General features: G+C 34.9%; 23 protein-coding genes, 1 tRNA gene and 1 pseudogene. 10 read left to right on the forward strand and 15 right to left on the reverse strand.

The annotated features are described in order from the left end of the window. Nucleotides 1–8: 8 nt before the first annotated feature. The 7 genes from E4T88_RS12275 to E4T88_RS12310 all read right to left on the reverse strand — a co-directional run bounded on the left by E4T88_RS12275 (nt 9) and on the right by E4T88_RS12310 (nt 5,958). The gene (locus E4T88_RS12275; RefSeq protein ID WP_135105843.1) at nt 9–851 is read right to left on the reverse strand and encodes an aldo/keto reductase; all 843 of its coding nucleotides are present in this window, start codon (nt 849–851) and stop codon (nt 9–11) included. A 22-nt stretch (nt 852–873) separates the two neighbouring features. Then, nucleotides 874–1,350 (reverse strand): nuclear transport factor 2 family protein, encoded by a 477-nt coding sequence (locus E4T88_RS12280; RefSeq protein WP_221411803.1) that lies wholly within the window; start codon nt 1,348–1,350, stop codon nt 874–876. A gap of 7 nt (nt 1,351–1,357) precedes the next feature. Further along, entirely contained in the window at nt 1,358–1,963 is a 606-nt protein-coding gene (locus E4T88_RS12285; protein ID WP_135105845.1) for a flavodoxin, read from the reverse strand. A gap of 27 nt (nt 1,964–1,990) precedes the next feature. Further along, nucleotides 1,991–3,073: an alpha/beta hydrolase gene (locus tag E4T88_RS12290; protein WP_135105847.1), complete on the reverse strand. Its 1,083-nt coding sequence runs from the start codon at nt 3,071–3,073 to the stop codon at nt 1,991–1,993. 188 nt (nt 3,074–3,261) lie between these two features. Next, the gene (locus E4T88_RS12295) at nt 3,262–4,014 is read right to left on the reverse strand and encodes a LytR/AlgR family response regulator transcription factor (RefSeq protein WP_135105849.1); all 753 of its coding nucleotides are present in this window, start codon (nt 4,012–4,014) and stop codon (nt 3,262–3,264) included. A 6-nt stretch (nt 4,015–4,020) separates the two neighbouring features. Next, the gene (locus tag E4T88_RS12300; RefSeq protein WP_135105851.1) at nt 4,021–5,031 is read right to left on the reverse strand and encodes a sensor histidine kinase; all 1,011 of its coding nucleotides are present in this window, start codon (nt 5,029–5,031) and stop codon (nt 4,021–4,023) included. Nucleotides 5,032–5,781: 750 nt separating this feature from the next. Then, nucleotides 5,782–5,958, reverse strand: coding sequence for a helix-turn-helix domain-containing protein (locus tag E4T88_RS12310; protein ID WP_135105853.1), 177 nt, complete (start codon nt 5,956–5,958; stop codon nt 5,782–5,784). Between the two features lie 844 nt (nt 5,959–6,802). Between E4T88_RS12310 and E4T88_RS12315 the strand changes: the two genes are divergently transcribed. From E4T88_RS12315 to E4T88_RS17990, 7 genes are all read left to right on the forward strand, one after another. After that, nucleotides 6,803–7,060, forward strand: coding sequence for a hypothetical protein (locus tag E4T88_RS12315; RefSeq protein WP_135105855.1), 258 nt, complete (start codon nt 6,803–6,805; stop codon nt 7,058–7,060). Continuing rightward, on the forward strand, nt 7,057–7,494 hold the full coding sequence (locus E4T88_RS12320; RefSeq protein ID WP_135105857.1) for a hypothetical protein: 438 nt from the start codon (nt 7,057–7,059) through the stop codon (nt 7,492–7,494). The genes E4T88_RS12315 and E4T88_RS12320 overlap by 4 nt, the downstream gene beginning before the upstream one ends. A gap of 80 nt (nt 7,495–7,574) precedes the next feature. Then, complete coding sequence (locus tag E4T88_RS12325) at nt 7,575–7,790, forward strand: hypothetical protein (protein ID WP_135105859.1); 216 nt, start codon at nt 7,575–7,577, stop codon at nt 7,788–7,790. Nucleotides 7,791–7,830: 40 nt separating this feature from the next. Beyond that, nucleotides 7,831–8,196: a hypothetical protein gene (locus E4T88_RS12330; protein ID WP_135105861.1), complete on the forward strand. Its 366-nt coding sequence runs from the start codon at nt 7,831–7,833 to the stop codon at nt 8,194–8,196. 135 nt (nt 8,197–8,331) lie between these two features. Beyond that, nucleotides 8,332–8,748, forward strand: coding sequence for a PcfK-like family protein (locus E4T88_RS12335; protein WP_135105863.1), 417 nt, complete (start codon nt 8,332–8,334; stop codon nt 8,746–8,748). 11 nt (nt 8,749–8,759) lie between these two features. Next, a complete protein-coding gene (locus E4T88_RS12340; protein ID WP_135105865.1) occupies nt 8,760–10,052 on the forward strand; it encodes a PcfJ domain-containing protein in 1,293 nt (430 codons plus the stop codon). A gap of 507 nt (nt 10,053–10,559) precedes the next feature. After that, nucleotides 10,560–10,721, forward strand: a complete 162-nt coding sequence (locus tag E4T88_RS17990; protein WP_167755454.1) for a DUF7688 family protein — start codon at nt 10,560–10,562, stop codon at nt 10,719–10,721. A gap of 498 nt (nt 10,722–11,219) precedes the next feature. On the opposite strand, the gene E4T88_RS12345 is transcribed toward E4T88_RS17990, so the two are convergent. After that, nucleotides 11,220–12,212 carry a YhdH/YhfP family quinone oxidoreductase gene (locus tag E4T88_RS12345; protein WP_260393692.1) on the reverse strand — a complete coding sequence of 331 codons (993 nt, stop codon included), beginning with the start codon at nt 12,210–12,212 and terminating at the stop codon, nt 11,220–11,222. 121 nt (nt 12,213–12,333) lie between these two features. Here E4T88_RS12345 and E4T88_RS18400 point away from each other — a divergent pair, with 121 nt between their 5' ends. Beyond that, nucleotides 12,334–12,657 (forward strand): winged helix-turn-helix transcriptional regulator, encoded by a 324-nt coding sequence (locus tag E4T88_RS18400; RefSeq protein ID WP_135105869.1) that lies wholly within the window; start codon nt 12,334–12,336, stop codon nt 12,655–12,657. Between the two features lie 32 nt (nt 12,658–12,689). On the opposite strand, the pseudogene E4T88_RS12355 reads toward E4T88_RS18400, so the two are convergent. Together E4T88_RS12355 and E4T88_RS12360 are read right to left on the reverse strand one after the other, a co-directional pair. Continuing rightward, nucleotides 12,690–12,869: pseudogene (locus E4T88_RS12355) on the reverse strand (transcriptional regulator); the annotation flags it as partial. Between the two features lie 43 nt (nt 12,870–12,912). Then, nucleotides 12,913–13,923, reverse strand: a complete 1,011-nt coding sequence (locus E4T88_RS12360; protein ID WP_135105871.1) for an IS110 family RNA-guided transposase — start codon at nt 13,921–13,923, stop codon at nt 12,913–12,915. A gap of 908 nt (nt 13,924–14,831) precedes the next feature. Between E4T88_RS12360 and E4T88_RS12370 the strand changes: the two genes are divergently transcribed. Further along, on the forward strand, nt 14,832–15,752 hold the full coding sequence (locus E4T88_RS12370) for a hypothetical protein (protein ID WP_135105873.1): 921 nt from the start codon (nt 14,832–14,834) through the stop codon (nt 15,750–15,752). Nucleotides 15,753–15,869: 117 nt separating this feature from the next. Further along, nucleotides 15,870–16,781 (forward strand): GNAT family N-acetyltransferase, encoded by a 912-nt coding sequence (locus E4T88_RS12375; RefSeq protein ID WP_135105875.1) that lies wholly within the window; start codon nt 15,870–15,872, stop codon nt 16,779–16,781. A 198-nt stretch (nt 16,782–16,979) separates the two neighbouring features. Here the strand turns inward: E4T88_RS12375 and E4T88_RS17995 are convergent, their stop codons facing one another. The 5 genes from E4T88_RS17995 to E4T88_RS12395 all read right to left on the reverse strand — a co-directional run bounded on the left by E4T88_RS17995 (nt 16,980) and on the right by E4T88_RS12395 (nt 18,911). Further along, nucleotides 16,980–17,123: a hypothetical protein gene (locus E4T88_RS17995; RefSeq protein ID WP_167755455.1), complete on the reverse strand. Its 144-nt coding sequence runs from the start codon at nt 17,121–17,123 to the stop codon at nt 16,980–16,982. A gap of 19 nt (nt 17,124–17,142) precedes the next feature. Further along, nucleotides 17,143–17,358 (reverse strand): TraQ conjugal transfer family protein, encoded by a 216-nt coding sequence (locus tag E4T88_RS12380; protein WP_260393700.1) that lies wholly within the window; start codon nt 17,356–17,358, stop codon nt 17,143–17,145. After that, entirely contained in the window at nt 17,345–18,169 is an 825-nt protein-coding gene (locus E4T88_RS12385; RefSeq protein WP_167755456.1) for a site-specific integrase, read from the reverse strand. Before E4T88_RS12385 ends, E4T88_RS12380 begins: the two co-directional genes overlap by 14 nt. A 149-nt stretch (nt 18,170–18,318) precedes the next feature. Then, nucleotides 18,319–18,389: transfer RNA gene (locus tag E4T88_RS12390), tRNA-Cys, on the reverse strand. Nucleotides 18,390–18,500: 111 nt separating this feature from the next. Beyond that, nucleotides 18,501–18,911 carry a septal ring lytic transglycosylase RlpA family protein gene (locus tag E4T88_RS12395; protein WP_135105881.1) on the reverse strand — a complete coding sequence of 137 codons (411 nt, stop codon included), beginning with the start codon at nt 18,909–18,911 and terminating at the stop codon, nt 18,501–18,503. Nucleotides 18,912–18,918: the final 7 nt, after the last annotated feature.

Here is an 18,918-nt window from a genome sequence, read left to right on the forward strand (position 1 = left end):
ATTTATTTCTATCTATCCATTGTGCCTAACCATTTTACCATTGCCGGATCGCGATGATCGAAAAAGAGACTTTTGCCTGTATCGAGCGTTTTAATTTGTTCCATATCATCCACACTTAATTCAAAATCAAAAATGTTGAAATTTTCAATCATTCTGTCTTTGCGAACAGACTTAGGAATAACAATCACATTTCTCTGAATTAGCCAACGAAGGACTATTTGAGCGACTGATTTATTATATTTTTCTGCAAAGGCAGTTAACAATTCATTAGAGAACATATTGTTTCTACCTTCAGCAAATGGGCCCCACGATTCAATCTGCACCCCATTTTCTACCATGAATAATTGGTTGTCGTGCTGTTGATTGAATACATGAGTCTCTACCTGATTAACAGCAGGGACAATCTCATTGTGGATAATCAAATCCATCAGTCTGTCAGGTTGAAAATTGCTAACTCCAATGGCACGGATTACTCCTTCTTTATATAACTCTTCCATTGCTCTCCATGCGCCATGTACATCATTATAGGGTTGGTGAATCAAATAAAGATCGAGGTAATCAAGATTCAGTTTCTCTAAAGATCTGGTAAAAGCAATCTTAGTACTATCGTATCCGGCATCGCTTATCCAAAGCTTTGTCGTAATAAATAATTCTTCGCGAGGAATACCACTCTTTTTGATAGCTCGTCCTACGGCTTCTTCATTACCATACGCTGCTGCTGTGTCAATGGAGCGATAACCTACTTGTAATGCTTCTAATACTGCATTTTCTGTTTCTTCGGGTTTTATCTGATAGACTCCAAAACCTAAAACCGGTATTTCAATGCCATTGTTTAATTTTATTGTTTTCATATTGATTCTATTTTATATTTTTTCAATTTCCCATTAATCTGGTGAACGAAAGTGATCCTAATTTCCACTGATCTTCTATTCTTACATATACTTCCGTAACCATAAATGGATTGACAACTTCATTGCCACCAACAATAGCTGTTAAACGAATTTTGTCCAAAACGATAGCGGTGTTACCAATAAAACGCACTGATGTTTCTTGAATTTCCGCATGCTTATATTGAATCCCTCCACTTTTGATGGTGTTGAGTTCTTGTTCTTTTGTCATTGTTGCTCCCATATGAACAAAAACTGCTTTCTCATGGAAAAGAGCATCTAAAGAATCTACATTACGCTCTGCCATCCATTGCCATTTTTGCTTGGACAAATTAATGAGTTCCTGTTTCGTACTCTCATCATACTTCTCAGTTTGTGCGTATAAACAATGCACACTCATCATCAATAAACCTAGTATCAAAACTGATACTTTCATACTGCTGTTTAATATTCCTATTTTCATGATATGATTATTTTTGTGAGTTAATAATGCCAATTTCTTTTAACCAAGGCGCTACGTCAGAATTTCTATCAGTAGTGCCAAAACCCTTTCGATGTTTTGAGTTGGGTGTAAGTTCAACTATTTTAGCTAGTGTCTCATCTCTATAAGTTGCCTGATAGGTACAAAATGGGATTATTGTTTTTCCTGAAAAGTCATAACCTTCACTTTCCAAAAACGACCAAATAGCCATTGGTGCTGTATGCCACCAGACAGGACAACCAACAAAGATTATATCATATTCTGCCATATTTTCTACAACAGATTTCAATTCGGGGTGAATGCCATTGTCTCTTTCCTCCTTTGCCACTACAGTACATGGTGTGTATTCGGTGGGGTAAGGATTTACTGTTTCTATTCTAAATAAAGTTCCGCCTGTCTGTGTTGAAATATTCTCGGCAATCTGTTGCGTAGTTCCTCCCCAACTGAAATAGGCAATGAGAATTTTAGAGTTTGGATCTATCGGATCAGTCTCCGTTTGTTCCTCTTCCGTCTGAAGATTATCATCATCGCCAGTACATGCCGACATTGGAAATATTATCAACATCAGGAATAGAGTTAAAAGTAAATTTTTCATGTTTTTTTGTTTATATTTTCTTCTTTCTCAATCAAGTTTTTTCTCTTTCAACCATTCTGAAAGCAAATCAGAAATCTCAATATTATTCAGGTCAGACATCAGAAAATGAGTATTGCCCTTTATCCCTATTTTAGGTAATTCTATTAAAGTAGCATCGCCACCGTGACGATTGATTGCTTCGACGAAGAGTCGTCCTAAAGTCAGACGTGTCCGCCAGTTTTCAGCCCCCAATTCATGAGTTACTTCATCTGGAATATAGTCACCAAAATACATTATAATAGGAATTTTAGTGAGTTTCATAAAGTCCTCCATTGAGACTTCGACTCCATTCAATATTCCGGTTCGTCCATTTATCGGCTCAGGAAGTTCTCCTTTGGGGAATGGATAAGTACCCGGTTCATAAGCTACAATAGCCTTCACTTTTTGATTTTTTATCCCGGTAATCCATCCCGGTAAACCTCCTTGCGAATGTGTTATAAGAATGCCGGAGTCTATTTTATTAAATAGTTCAGACATACTGTTACTTATAACCTCATTATCAAACGACCCGGTATTTGGTGTCATCTGACGGAAGAAGTTTTCAAGGCTTTGCTTATCTTTTGGAAATTGGACTCCTTCGTGATAATTAGGCCATTTCCCAATGCGGAATATCTCGTACCACATCTGCTCATCGGCTATGGGTTCAATTGTGGATGCAACAGTGCTTCGCCCGGCTTTTCCTCTTCGAGGTTGGTCTACCAGATAGGTGCTGAATCGTTTACGTAAGAATATATTTTGAAACCCTTCTCTACCGTCTGCTGTTGTTTCCCATGTTTTTGCAGATTGCCCTGCACCATGAAGAAAAACAAGAGGTAATGAGCGTGCATTATCTGGTATCTGGTAAAAGACATAAGCATGGTCGCCGTGATAGGTTTGTCCTTCGGGGTAAGGTTTGAAATTGTCAAATTTATCGGCATCGTATGTGCCCTCATTTTGTATTACACTTCCGCCCACTGTAAAACTACCTTGTTCTTTTATTACTAATAAACCATTTTCGTTTTCTTTACTTTTTTGGTAACAACTCGACAAGACGAGAAGACTGACTATTACTGTCAATGCACTATTTTTCATACTATCTTTTATTATGGCATTTATAATTGAATATCTATTTTACTGATATAAAGATCAAATAAAAACAAGCTACTAGTATTACAAAACGGAGGAACACGAAACAATAGATACTAAAGGCGAATACGAATAAAAAAATCCTTCTATCTAATGATAAAAGAATTCCTTTTTTATATGTAGAATGAACTTATTTATTCACTTACTACCCATGTTTTAAAATCGGCTGCTTTATTCTTGCTGACATAAATACGTTCCGGAACATCAGCATCGAGGGTAATGAGCAAGCGATTGTCAAACCAAATGGTTATATCTTTGACGCTATCGCGGGCTATGATATATTGTTTATTAGCACGGTAGAAATCCGTTGGATTTAGGGATAAGAAGATCTGTTCCAATGTAGTGGAGTAAGGATAGGTATACCCATTTTTCATACACACTAGCGTGTTTTTATTCGCTGTGTAGAAATAAGATACATCTTGCAAATCAATGGGTAGTAGCTTATCCTTTATGGGGATCAGAAGCTTTTCTTTATAACGTTTTGTCGGAACTAATTGTGTCAATCTTGATAAGTATTCAACAACCTCTGTACGTGTCCATTTCTTAAACTTATTTAGTGCACGCTCTAATTCTTCGGACTTGATGGGCTTTAACAAATAATCCACACTATTGAGTTTAAAGGCTTCTATCGCATATTCATCGTAAGCTGTTGTGAAAATAATCGGAATATCTACTTCAACATTATCAAATATCAGAAATGAAGAACCGTCTGACAAGTGAATATCCATAAGGATCAAATCGGGTTCAGAATTAGTGTTCAACCACTGAATAGTTTGTCTCACACTTTCAGTATTTCCCACTACTTCTATAGTGGGGTCAATATCTTTCAGAATATCTGCCAAACTTTCGTAAGCTGCTGTTTCGTCTTCTACTATCAATATCCTCATAACTAATTATATTAATGGCAAATACACCTTATATAGAACTCCGTTATTTTCAGTTCTTATTTGTTTGTTCATCAGTAGGGAAAAACGATTTTCCAGATTTTTTAATCCTGTTCCATTCGTTTCAGGTGGAGAAAGTTTCGGAAATATCGGGTTTGATATTACTAGTTCTTTTTTTTCATTCAGATAAATGCTTACCTCCATTTTATGATCACTATCTATAATGTTGTGAACAACAATATTATCTAAAAGGGGCATAATTGATAGAATCGGAAGCTTATATGCTAAATCTTCTTCCATGACCTTGATTTTATAGTTTAGCTTGTTAGCAAAGCGTATTTCCATCATGTAACGAAAGGCATTGACAAACCCTAACTCTTCGCCCAATGTTACTAGCCCTTTTTTATCGCTTTGTAGAATATAACGAAATACATCCGACAGTTTATTTACGTATGTAAGCGTTACAGTATCATCCTTTTTCCGGATTAATGCCGTTAGTCCATTCAATGAGTTGAAGAAGAAATGGGGATTGATCTGATTGGTAAGTGCATCGTACCTACTTTGCAAATTCTCTATTTTGAGTTGTTCTATCTCCTGCTCTTGCTTTCGCTGTGCGATATACAAGAGGTAAATATAGACCGCAAGAGTGCATAAGATACAGATAAGAAAGAACTGGAACAGCACTAAACTTCCTAAATGTACAATTCTTACATGAAGAAGAGAGAATAGCCCCACATAAGCACCAAAGGCAAGAATGCTAATCAGAGAATTATATCCCAAACGTTTTGGGAAAGAAGTGGTTTGTATCTTTTTCAGATTTATTTTTATTAACAAAAAAATAAAAATGGTATAGAATATGCAACGGAGAGCAAAAAATAAAATATGATATATTCTCTGACTCTCGTCCAACTTACCCACTTCCCACGGCAGCCATGTAATATTGGGATAGACCACCAATATGGAACTGATAAAGCTAATCAGTAATAGCTTACCTGTTGAGTATTTACCTAATATATTCATCTATAATGGCTTTATACAAAAATAGTTTATTTGTTCTTTACTTCAACTAAAAGTATAAAGATAAAAACACAGATTATTCAGAATATCTCTTTGGGTAACAAAGCGAAAAAATAGGAGGGGATGACGAAAACAGATAGATCATTTGCTTCCCGAACAAAGACAATTAGAGTAATTTTTCCCTTCTTGATATTTAACCATTAACAAATCAGATTTATAAAGTTTGTTTTACACAAGACTCCATTTTGATTCTTTTGGTTGCTCTGGAAATAAAGGAATCCCTATACTATTGTATAGCATGAACATTGTGCATATGTCTTACTTCTTTTTGAAATTTACCAGTTTTCGACATCGAGACTTTCAGCAAACGTTATCTTATATCTAAACGAGCGAATCCGCTATTGTTTTATTTTTCTAATACAAGGGTAATTATTTCATGTGATTTTATATTAGGGGGATAATTGAATTATCTGTCGGGACAAATCAACAGAAATAAATGTGTTAAGAAATCGGAGCAAAATAAGGATTATTTTCTATCTTTACAAAAGATAAGTCGCTCTTTAATATGGTGAGAAAATTAAGCATATCTAAGAACCAAGCTGGTTTCTAAATCGTTACCTATTGAAAAACAATATACATCTAATTTATTGATTAATAGCTGATAAAACATTCTCTTGTGTCTTGCCAAATGTAAAGTAATAAATATATTATTAAACGAAGAGTTTTTCGCCCTTAACACTAAACAAGATTTTTTTAATATCTGGCTTTCAAAGAAACTATTGTCTGAAAATCTTTTGGACGCATATTGGTCAATTGGTGGAAAACATTGCTGAAAGCAGAAAGGCTAGAATAGCCAATGCTATAAGCTATTTCTGTAATATTCATATTAGAATCTCTCATTAATTCTATAGAACGTATCACTCGTAACATTGTTAAACTATTTTTCTTTCTCTAATACAAAAATCAAATGCAACATCTCTTTGTCCTGATAATTAACGATATGCTCTCCTGTTTGTATCATCCCGGTCTTCTCTGCAATATGGATGGACTTTGATTTGCAAATCTAAAGGAACGAGTACAATACCAAAGATGGCTGTTAACCATTTTGAGATTAAGAGAATTGTATCGATAGGAGTTTATACACTTAGATACTCCAAATTCAAAAGCATCGCTGAATCCAGAGGTCTTTGATAATGGCTTGAACAATTGTGAGAAAGCCAACAGGGAGTAAATAATAGTAAATTAAGAATATAAATATTCATGCCAAAAATATTCATTCAGCGTTGTTACACTTATTAGTTTCTTTGTTTCATCAATAATTCATCAACATTATTTCTGCAAAGTAAAATTGATGCTTTTTAACAAATGATAATGAGACGGTAAAACTTTTCTTTAACCTCCATTTTATTCCGCCCTTCTCTAATAACCATCTCCTCATTAGGCTAGGAACAGGCCAGTAGAGATTTCTATTTTTCTCCAGGCAAAGGTATTCCATATTCCCGGTACAACTAAAATTCTGACGCCCTGAAGGGTTTTGTGAAAAATCTACCTCTTTCCCTCCAGGCGAGCGTATTTATTCCCAAAAAATTTTGTCATACCGCCAATCTGACCTTTTGCCGCCTATAAAACAATAGAAACCTCACTGGCTCCGTCCCTGCATAAAAAAAAAGTCGATGATTATGAGAAGAACAGAAAAAAATAAAGAAAACAATATTTCCTACTTTCCATCTAGCATAAAATTGGTGTTGGTGGTAGCCTTAGTAGGTATCCTAGTATGGATTCTAACTTCCGTTACGGTGTCTTTCGGGTGGGTGGTGGCACTCTTTGCCTTTTATCTTCTATTTCGTCTGATATGGCGAATAATAAAGCTGATTATCAAATTGATATTCTCTATTCTTTTTCTACTTCTCCTTATTTCATTGATCGCATTATTCATCCTTTAAAATCAGTAAATATGTATTACACAGAACCATACAGAAAAATAGAATTTACAGCCAAGTACCAACGGAAAGGGTATATCAATTATTTGTGACTGCATTAAAAGCCATAAAACCCATAATTGCCCGGTATGATGGAAAAATGGTAAATGTCAAATTGATAAAATCAGCAAAAGAAGTTATCAAAGATGTCTTTGTCAGTTTGTCGGGCAACACCATCAATATTAGTGTAGATAGCCTGACACGGATGTACAAAAGTGAGAATACATCAGGCAACGGCAACATAGATAGATCCAATTACGGATTTACTATCTCAACAGATGATAACAAACGATTGGATAGTGCCAAGACCATTGAAACCATTAGCGAAGAAATAAACTACCTGATAAGCGAAATTACAGCGATTCTAAACGATATATCATTCAAATATGATAAAGAGGTCGAAGAATACAAGAAGCTAAAGCAAGCAATAAAAGACTATGAACAAAGATTCTCTAACAGACTGAGAAGATACATAAGAATAGACTAATCACCCTTTAAAACAAATTATCATGACAAAATGTAGTTATTAAAATTTACGAATTGGATAATAGTTATCAATATCAAATATTGAACATACGCGAGTTAACGAGTTTTAGAACTCAAATTATAGAACCATTAAGCCAAAAATTTGGAATAGGCACTTATTATGATGATAAAAACCCTCAGTTCCTAGCAGATGAAGAAGTAGCCGAACTTGTCAGGAAAATGCAGGAAATAAAACGATTAGAAGCGAAAATAGCCGAGAAAAAGAGAATAGAGAGAAGCAGTTCAAGATATTGGTAGAAACTGGTTAAACAATAACTTACCAACTAATGCAAAAGCTATGATTGTTGCCTATAAGGAAGGGTGTGACTATGATCCCAACTTGGATTATCAGAACTATTCAAAAGTAAATTATCAGATACTTGGATTTTCGCAAACAGAAAAGAACAGTGTACAGGAACTTCGCAAATATGCACCTCTATTTAATGGTACTAAATACTTAGAGTCCGAGAATATTCATGCTAAGGTAGGACTGCTAACAGCCACATCAATAAAAACAAATATTAATACTGATAATCTAAATTATGAGATTGTCGATTATTCAGAAAAAGCAATTGCCCTTTTCGGAGATACCAAAGAAATCAAAGACCTGCTTAAAGCGATGGGAGGAAAATTCAATCCGAGACTGATCCATAGAGGAGAATAGCAAGCAGGGTAGGGTGGATATTTCAAAAGAGCAGCGTGAGGAATTGCAAAACATCATCAATTTTGGGCAAATAGAAAAAAAATAAACGAATGTACAACCAGGGGTAGAAATTCCTGCCTCATAAATATCAACAACATGAAATCAACCAATCATTTCAAGAATACCATACAAGCCTATTTGGAACAACGTGCAGCAAGTGATCCGCAGTTCGAATGGGTATATACGACCAAAGAGAACAAGAGCATAGACAACTGTATAACCTATATTTTAAATGCCGTCCAAAAGAGTGGCTGTAACGGTTTTACGGACGATGAGATTTTTGGCATGGCTGTTCATTTTTGGGATGAGGACGATATTGAAATTGGCAACCCGATCAATTGCGATGTAGTGGTGAACCATACGGTTATCCTTACCGAAGAAGAGAAAGAACAGGCACGAAAAGAAGCCATAGAGCGAGTACACAACGAAGCCTACAACAAGATGAGACAGCCTGTAAAGAAAGCAAAAAAGGTATCTCTTGTCCCACAACAACCAAGTCTATTTGATTTTTAAAACAGCACCTTATGAAACCAAAGAATAAATTTCAACAGCGAATAGTCGAAGCGAGTAAAACCCTGCCTACACTGACGAAAGAGCAAATACAATGGGGATATGATAATGCTATCCAATATGTAGGACGCAGAAATGAAAAAGGGATTATTACCTGTACCAAGTGCGGACATTCATGGAAAGGGATGGGAGAACTAGCAACTACCCTTCTAGGGTGTGATTGTCCGAACTGTGAATCAAAACTGATAGTCAAGACAAGCCGAAAGCGGATATTTGATGACAGTTACTATATGACCGTGATTGATGCACACAAAGGATATCAGGTATTAAGAACAATTATGTTAAGCTATGTAACCAAAGTCGGCAAATTACCCCAATATAACTATTCGGAAGTAATGCAACGTTGGATTGCACCTGATGGGAAACACTGCACTTTTGCACGTCTTCGTCAAACAATGGGTACGATGTATTATGATTTGTGGTTATCCTATACCCCATTGGAACTCCGTAGCGAGAGTGCAAACAATAAATATTGTCTCAATATATATGATAGAATAAGTACAGGAGAGATTTACCCCAAGCAAAAGCGAATACCCGAACTGAAACGTACAGGAATCAAAAACCGTTTATTCAAGCAAAAACCGTTTGATATTTATCGTGTCCTACTTTCCGACAGCAGAATGGAGACACTACTTAAAACGAAGCAAGGTAAATTGTTCGAACTTTTCCTGAAGGACAAGAGCCGTAAAATAGATAACTATTGGGCGTCTATCCGTATTTGTATCAGAAACGGTTATACCATCAAAAATGCTATTGCATGGTGCGACTACATAGACCTTTTACGCTTTTTCGGTAAAGACCTGCATAATGCGAAATATGTATGCCCTGCTAATTTGAAAGCCGAGCATGACCGCTATGTAATCAAAAAAGCAAAAGCAGATGCACTTTTGGAGATAGAGAAACAATTGGCAAAAGAGGAAGAATACAGACAAGCCAAAGCAAAATTCTTCGGGTTGATGTTCTCCGATGGGCTTATCAATGTACGTGTACTCGAAAGTGTAGCCGAGATTATCACTGAAGGAAAGATGATGCACCATTGCGTAGGCTCTTATCACTCAAAAGCCGATTCACTTATCCTTTCGGCTTGTATAGATGGACAGAGGATTGAAACCATAGAAATATCCATATCTCAATTAAAAGTTATCCAATCGAGAGGGGTATGCAATAAGAATACAAAGTACCACAAACAGATAATAGCACTTGTAGAAAACAACATTCCACTTATTGAGCAAAGATTAGCAGCATAAGATTTACTTAATATATAGTCAACAGTATGATAGCAAATAAAATAGCAATCACCTATAAAAGCAAAGTGTATATCCTAAACAGGACAGAGAGCAAACATTATCAGATAGGCTTTGAAACAGACCGATAGGTAATTATATCCATCAGCTACAGAAGCCAAGATTATAAAATACCTGATATACTGTTATACAAATACAATATTCTTGTTTACTAGAGCAAAGAATATGATTGGGTAATTACTATATCAGGAAATGGAAGTTGGAGAATAAACTAAAAACGGTTGTCATCAAAAAGCTGAAAACCAATGAATTTTGGTAAGGAGGGCATATATTCCAGGCAGAACGTCCATTCAAACCCCATGAAAATTTTGGATATGTGCCTAATGCTGTAGGACATGAGAACCTGTATTTCAAAAAGGCAGACATCTTCCTGATAGATCGGGATATTTTAGTTGTTCCATGCGGAGGATTTTTAGGTCAATATGCAATTGAATAAAATAGATACAGATTATGAAACAGGAAATAAAACAAAACGTAGAAACAATTATCGGAAGTGATCATAACATATCCATACCCATCATATCTAATAACCTGACAAGGAAAAACAGTAAGGATATTAAGGACTATCAATTGTATATCAAATATACAGCCATCCGCATAATGCGGTTCTAATAGGGAAAAATCGAATGTTGTGAGAATGGAATATTCATAAGGATAGGATATATAACAAAAAGTTTATCGATAACATAAGATGGGCAGATAATCTGCCTGATTACTATTCTTATGAGATTTCCAAATAAAATTCAACTATTTTTTTAATAAATAGGCTACCTTTACACGTATGAATAAATGGGAAATAAAAGAATATCGTTGTAACCCTATTCAATAACAAAACGTACCAGTTCAGGTGAAAATTATATTTGTTATACAAAATGAATCTAATTGCTTTATATTCAATACCTATTATTCGATAACCCATGTAGGTTATAGTGCAGTGCGTAGGCTTTACCTACTCGGATACCAAGTCTTAATTTTTTTCATTTTGCCTCTACTTTTATTATGACCGTCAAGACCAGATAAGCCCTCGATCATAATTGCCAGTGCCACAAAGAAATCCAGTCGGGGCGTTCCCCGACGACCAGTGACTAACTCAGTGAGCTTATTTCATACTCAATCCTCGTGTTTTAGTATAAAACGACCTTTAGCCTTGCCATCCAGAACATTATCAAGTGTTTCAGGCAAATCATGAAGGGATATTTCTTTTACTATTTTTTCAAGGTTAGACGGCTTCCATTCTTTCGCAAGTTTTTTCCATATCTCTTCTTTTTTTGAGATAGATATTTCCACTGAATCTACGCCAATTAAACGCACTCCACGCAATATAAAAGGAAAAATACTTGTATTAAGCTCGGCAGAAGCGACCATTCCACAACAGGTAACTACCCCTTCGTATTGGCTTGCTTTAAGCATTCCCGATAATATTTCTCCTCCGACTGTATCTATCGAACCTGCAAATAAAGGCTTTGCTAATGTTTTTTTATTATAGCTTTCTATAAATTCATTTCTGCTGATGACTTCTTTTGCTCCTAATGTTTGTGTGAGAAATAAATGCTCATCTTTACCTGAAATAGCAGTTACATCATATCCTAATTTTGCAAGTATAGATACGGCAATACTACCAACTCCACCTGTTGCACCACTTACCACAATTTTTCCATTATCGGGCAATATTCCATTCTCTGTAAGGTAGTTTACTGACAGGGCTGCCGTTAAACCTGCTGTGCCGAAAGACATGGACTCTTTAGCTGATAACTCCTTCGGCAATAATATAGCCCAAGATTGAGGAATAGAAATATATTCTCCGAATCCTCCCCATGTATTCATACCCAAATCGTATCCTGTTATCAATACATCACTTCCTAAGGCAAACTTATCTGATGCGGATTCTATAACAGTACCAACTGCATCTATTCCCGGAACGTGCGGATAGTGTTTTGTTACTCCTTTGTTTCCGCTTGATGAGAGGGCATCCTTGTAATTTATTGATGAATATTTTACTTTTACCAGCAAATCGTTTTTGGGTAAATCATTCGTGTTTAACGTGACGATTTTCTTGTCGTATGCACCGTTATTTTCTGTTACTAATAATGCTTTGTAGTCCATTTTCATCTTTTTTGTGTAAATTTACAGCGTTATTATTTATAAAACAATAACTTACAAGACATTCCGTTACGGAACAAAAGTTCCGTATCACTGATTTACAGAAGAAAAATAATTAAAAAAAATGGTAGAACCTGAATATATTTGCCCTTCGGATGTTTTCTTAAAAGTTATAAAGGGAAAATGCAAGACAACTATAATAGTACTAATCCAACGAAATATAAACAGATTTAGCGAAATAAGGCGTTCGTTACCGACTATTAGCGAAAGGATGCTTTCAACTCAACTTAATGAATTGGTTAGGGACGGTATAATACGAAGGGAATCTTTTAATGAAATTCCCCCTCGTGTAGAATATTATTTAACCGAATATGGAGAGACTATTTATCCCATTATAAAAGAAATGAGAAAGTGGGGGTATATATATTTAGAGAGGCAACAGAAATAAATATCTTCAAAATTTCACTCCATCTCCCAATACTCCTTGATCCGCTGTTCGCAAATACTTTTTGCCACCGGAAAGATTTCCGACATATCTCCATGATAGCAGCGAATCTGTTGTGCCAGCATTTGCAATATAGCAATGCGTATAGGGTGTCCCAGCGCTTTGGCAAAGCGGGCAAGCAGTTCCTGTTCTGTTGTCAATTCTTGTTTTGCCATTCTTTCATCAATATAGTTCGCAAAACCACGAACAATGATTTAATTATGCAAATTGGTTAGCATAATTAAAGTCATAAGACTGATCGTTTCTAATAACAGCAAACATGCGGGTAATAAGTTTGCCTCTTATTGCGTTCAATACAGACATTTTATTCTTTCCTTCAGCTATCTTCCTGTCATAATAAGTTCGTAGTTCACTATCTTTATTCTGGAGTGCTGACAATGCTGCCAGATGAAGCAATGTTTTAATACTTTTATTTGCTCTTTGAGAAACTCGATTCCTTGAATGTTGGCTACTGCCGGATAAGTAACTGAATGGAGCAACTCCTGCATGACAACAAAATTTTCGACTATCGGTAAATTTTGTAAAGGCTTGGGTTTCCAGTATCATTTTTACAGAAGTTTTACTCCCGATTCCTTCAATACTTAATAATAATTCCATTTGTCGGGATAGCAAAACATCATTCTTTATGATATTTTCAATCTCAATTTCTATGTTGTTTATCGCTTTATCTAACTCTTTGATAAGTAAATTCAGTCTTTTAGACTTCAATTTATAGATATAATCTGGCATATACTCTTTTTGATCAGATAACTGAGCCTGATATTTAGCCCTATCAACGCATAGCATATTTAATTCCGCAGATAATAATTTGATTGATTCAATACTGGCTGAGGGTTTCTTATATAATTTTATCCTATCAATGTATCGAAAAGCATATAAAGCAATACGTTTAGCATCTATTAAATCGTTTTTTTCTCGTTGTAATCCGGAACTATATTTTATCTGTGTTGGATCTTCTAACCAAAGTTTATAACTGTTAGTTTGGCAGGCTACTACTAAAGGATAGATATACAATCCGGTATATTCGGCACATACAACTATTTGCTCAATATCAGTGCTTTCTTCAATACAAATGATTGAAATATAGCTTTCTATACTCTTTGGGTGGTTTGAGATAACATCTTGTCTAATTACAATTCCGTTACATAATAGACAGCAATCCAAGTTCTTTTTGCTTACGTCAATTCCAATAAAATAATTTTCTTTCATGGTAAAATGATTTAATGATTTACTCTTTGGAAAGGCACTTGAATATATCCTAAAAACCTTAAATATCTTCTCAGATTAAATTCTTATATAGGTCTAATTCAAGATAAAGTAACAAGATCACGATAGTAACATAAGTTTTTCCTAACTTCCAGATTGATTTACTTGTTACCCTCCTTTTCCTTATTGAATAACGCAAATCATAAGGTTTTATCAAAATGAAATAAAAGAATGAGTTCCAAATAGTAACATAGACCTTATATTTCTCTTTTTCCATACAGCAAGACATAGAAAAACTTCTTATCGTTGGTATTTACAAAGTTTTATTTAAATGCTCTCTTATAGGAATATATTAATAAAATCAACACATTTGTATAAAATGCAACTTTTATGAGTGAAAAAACAATAAATAGACTAAATATAATACTTGTATCGAAGAATTTAAGTAGCAAATGGTTAGCTGAACAATTAGAAAAAAAATGAAGCTATTATTTCAAGATCATGTACCAACGAAGTACAGCCTCCAATCAAAACTTTTGTTCAGATTGCAAAAAAATTAGATGTAAAACTTAATGACTAAAAGCATTATGAAAATCCCTTTTAAGGTTTCAGCAAGAGTAGGAAAACTCCTAAGTCGAGAAAAGTTCTTCCAGGATACTCTTAAATCAGTATTTTGGGGAAATAATTATTGTAAATTCAGTATAATAAGCGTATTTTTATTTAGTAATTCCTCTTTATTTATTTTTCTACACTCTACTTTTGTATTTGAAATTCAACTAAATATCATCCAGTATAAATGATCTACTTCCAAGTGTATCATAAATTGCGATCATAATCATTACCTAGAAAGATTGCATAAAGAAAGACTGATTTGATATTCATAAAACTAAATTGATTTAACGTTAAAAAGAATGAGTGCAAGCAAGCTACACCGAATCCTACTTATTTTCTCAGTTATATTTATCTCAGCCTGTAGTAATTCGAAGCCAGTATGGGAATATTTGGCAGATAACCCACTGGAAGCAGATATTATTATCAAAATAGACGACAAAGAATATACTATTCCGGCTAAAAGTTCTCTGCCTATTGGCATCACTCAAGGTAAACACACCTTGACATATAAGGGTAATTCTGTTAATTTTGTAACCAAGGTCAATAGCAATAAATCTGTTACGATAATGAATCCCACCCTTTCGAACTACATGCTACATGCTAACTTTTATGTGATGGAAAACGTACAGGACAAGAGTGTTGATAATATTTACGATGAGAATAGTGTTGAATACCAAGCAAGCAGCGGTATCGTAAAACTGCCGGTTCAAGTACTCAATACGCTATTCCTCGAAAAAGCACATACTCCCTGGATGTTTGGGTTGGATGAAAATGCCAAAGACCAAATAAGTGTGAGTTATGCTCACAAGCAAAATGTAATTCGCAAATTATACAGAGAGCAGGATTATAAAAAAGAGTTTGCGGGTGAACTGCCCGAAGGTATCATTTTTCCAACAAACACGAAACGATTGAGTGAGCAACCTGCTTATACTTTTCCTGCGCAGTCGTTAGAATGCGACTGCAATGCAGCTAATAACTATATGAAAGAATTGGAAAGCAGCTGGCAAAGTATAATTAGCAATCCTGACAATATTTACCAGGATTTGGCCAAATTGTATTCTGAGGCCTCACGGCAACAAACAGCAAGCAGTGAACTTAAAAAACAATGCGGCTCTCGCTTCAACCCCGGATTGGATGACAAAGCATTTTCCGAAGCACTGAGCCGGATGAGTGAAGAAATGAAATATCTGTCGGATGCAAGCTCTTTTATTGTAAAATAAAATTCAAGAGTAGAACCGAAAGACGAAGGCCTATCTCAAGTCATAAGAACTTCACTTCTAATAATGAAATGTTTGTAGTGGCAGAAAAGTAAAATTAACGAAAGGAGGCATAAGACTATGGAAAAAGTAGTAATAAGGAACAAGCAATACAATTACATCACTGATTATAAAAACGATGGAAAACTAAGAAACTGTTTGCATACATTAACGCAAAAGGTTTGGGGTTTCGATTTTGAAAAGTGGTACATCAGTGGCTATTGGCAAGACAGTTGCCTGCTGTATTCTTTATTAGACGGTAATAAGATGGTTTCTCATATTACCGTCAGTGTGATTGATTTTATTGTTCTGGGAAAAAAGAAACGGTTTATACAATTAGGTACGGTTTCCACAGACCAAGAGTATAGAAAGTTAGGGCTGAATAAATTTCTCATGGAGAAAGTATTAGATGAATGGAAAGACAAATCCGATATGATCTATTTGTTTGCGAATAATAGTGTTCTAGATTATTACACTCTGTTTGGGTTTAATACTGCTAACGAATATGTCGCTACCCGAAAGATAGATTTTGTAAGAAACAAATACATTATTAGAAAGCTGGACGTAAATAATCAGTCTGACCACCGGCTGCTTTATACAAAAGCAAAAAATGCAATTCCTCTATTCAACATTTCAATGGTTGACAATGCAGGATTAGTCATGTTTTACTGTAACTATTTTGACAAATTCAGCTTTAAAGAGAACCTTTACTACGTTGAAGTTCTCGATACAATCGTTATAGCTGAATATAAAGATAATGATCTTATCTTATATGATATCTTATCTACCCAAAACGTTGAAATAGAGGAGGTAATTCATGCAATGCATACAGAAAAAACACAAAATGTAGTTATGTATTTTATGCCTATAGATAATAAGAAGTATAACATTGAATTGTCAAAAGAGGAAAACTCTACCTTATTTGTATTGAGTAGTGAATCAAAAATATTTGAAAATCAAAGGTTAATCTTTCCAATATTGTCTCATACATAAAACAAACAAGAAAAGTCCGGGTGAAATACTGGAGTTTTATTATGTATACCGACAGCCTTGGAAAAACATTTTAGTGCGAAATAAATTAAGTTGCTGACTATCGGCCGTGAGTATTAGCCGAGTCTTCCGATAGTAAGTCCTAAACTGAATCATTATCCAAAGCCAAACTACCAAGTAATATGGCTTTGGACTAGATTTTCAAATATCGAAATTATACACATTGGATAATAATTTATTGGGATAATCCCATAGTTCTTTATCCGTCGGAGCTCTTCTTAGTTTATAGACAATAACTGCCCATACTACTACCTGATATACAAAGAAGCTTATTGCCATGCCCATTTGTCAGCAATTTAAATTGTTAATACTTTAAATTTACGTCGCTACGACCGGTATTGGTCGAATTATTGGTGAAGCTGAAACTCTTTTGTATTACCCTCCCAAAAGAATTAACGATGTACACGTCCACAACCTGCCTGCTCGTACCAAGAGAGGTATAGTAAAGCCTGAATGTTCTCTTTGTCATCGGATACAGGTCATTCGGGGCAAAAACAGTTCCCTGATCATCCCAAGGGATATGCTTCTTTAGATTTGAGTTTAATGAGTTTTAAATCGCCGTATGTCACTTCTGAAAATTCGGCAAAGGATAAAGAGGTATAACAACTAAATAAAAATTCGCGTAAAACTTCGTTCTTGCCTTCTTTGTATTTATCTTCATCGTAGGCTGTTTGTAGCTTCTGTAATTCTTCTTCTGTCAGGACATCATTATTCTGCGCTTTGATACTTTTCTTTATCTCAAATTTATCATAAGGGTTTTTTTTTATCATTTCTTTATCAATAGCAAGACCTATGAGAAACTTAAAGTTAGCATGTTTCTTATAGATGGTAGATAGTTGATTGCCTACTTCTATTTCGTGGTTATGATAAAGTTGAATATACTCCAAGGTAATTTCGCTGAAAGAAAGGCTTGGTTTCCATTCTTTCATGGTATTGATAAGTTTATTGTAGTTAGAAATTGTTCCTGATGCACGGGACGCCTTTAACAACTCTATTTCTTTTTCAATGAAAACATAGAAATCGGTATTGCCATAATTTTGATCTTTTAGCTTACTTATAAATTCACAGACGGGGAGAGGCTTTAAATAATTCTCAATTATAATACCATCTGCTTTATGGTACATCTTTTTAATTAGTTCATTATAGAAAAGGAAGCGTTCATCGCCAGATAATACAGCTAATCTCTTTTCACTCCAATGCTGGGGTAAAACAGAAATATTCAATCCGATAAAAGTACATTGTCTGTAAGCTGTATAACGAAGACAAACTTGACGTTTACCTTCTTTTGTAACATAGTTTTTACGGAGAAGAATTTTTAGGGTTGCTTTCATGTTGCACATCGTTTTTTAGTCTAACAATTGTACAACAAAAGCTGAAAATCTATGAAATTTATCCTTTTAGTCCTTCCACCACAGAGGACGTAAGTCTTTGAAAAAGAGAAGGAATAGAATTTTTCTTTCTATTCCTTCAACATATCCAGAGGTTCCTGGCGGATTCGAACCGCCGTAGACGGTTTTGCAGACCGGTGCCTAACCACTCGGCCAAGGAACCATTTTGAGTTAGCGACTGCAAAGATATAATATTTTATTCAAGATACAAGATTTTTTGTGTGATTAATCGCAAATTTTACCTCCAAATATACTAAATATCTAACACTCAGTATCACTCTACAAGCGGATTTTTTATCATAGCGATGCTATCCGACTTAATGGTATCTTGAATCGGTTTAATATATTCCGACACCTCTACTTTCATCAAACCATGATGTACCATATCGAGCTCTTTCGCTGCAGCATATGATAAATCTATTATGCATTTCTTCCTAAAAGGACCTCGGTCGATAACCTTGACAATTATTTCTTTATCATTCTTTAAACTCTTTACTTTCAATAGAGAGCCAAAAGGATATGTCCTATGAGCACAAACCATGCTGTCTTTTTTGTATATTTCGCCACTGGCTGTCTTCCTGTTATTAAATTTCTTGCCATAATAAGTTGCAAGCCCTACATTTTGAGCCTTCAGCCCAATAGCAACAAAAGATAGAAGTAAGATTATCCCAATTATTATTCTCATAAACAAT

Source organism: Dysgonomonas mossii, assembly GCF_004569505.1.
In the GTDB taxonomy this organism is placed as follows: domain Bacteria; phylum Bacteroidota; class Bacteroidia; order Bacteroidales; family Dysgonomonadaceae; genus Dysgonomonas.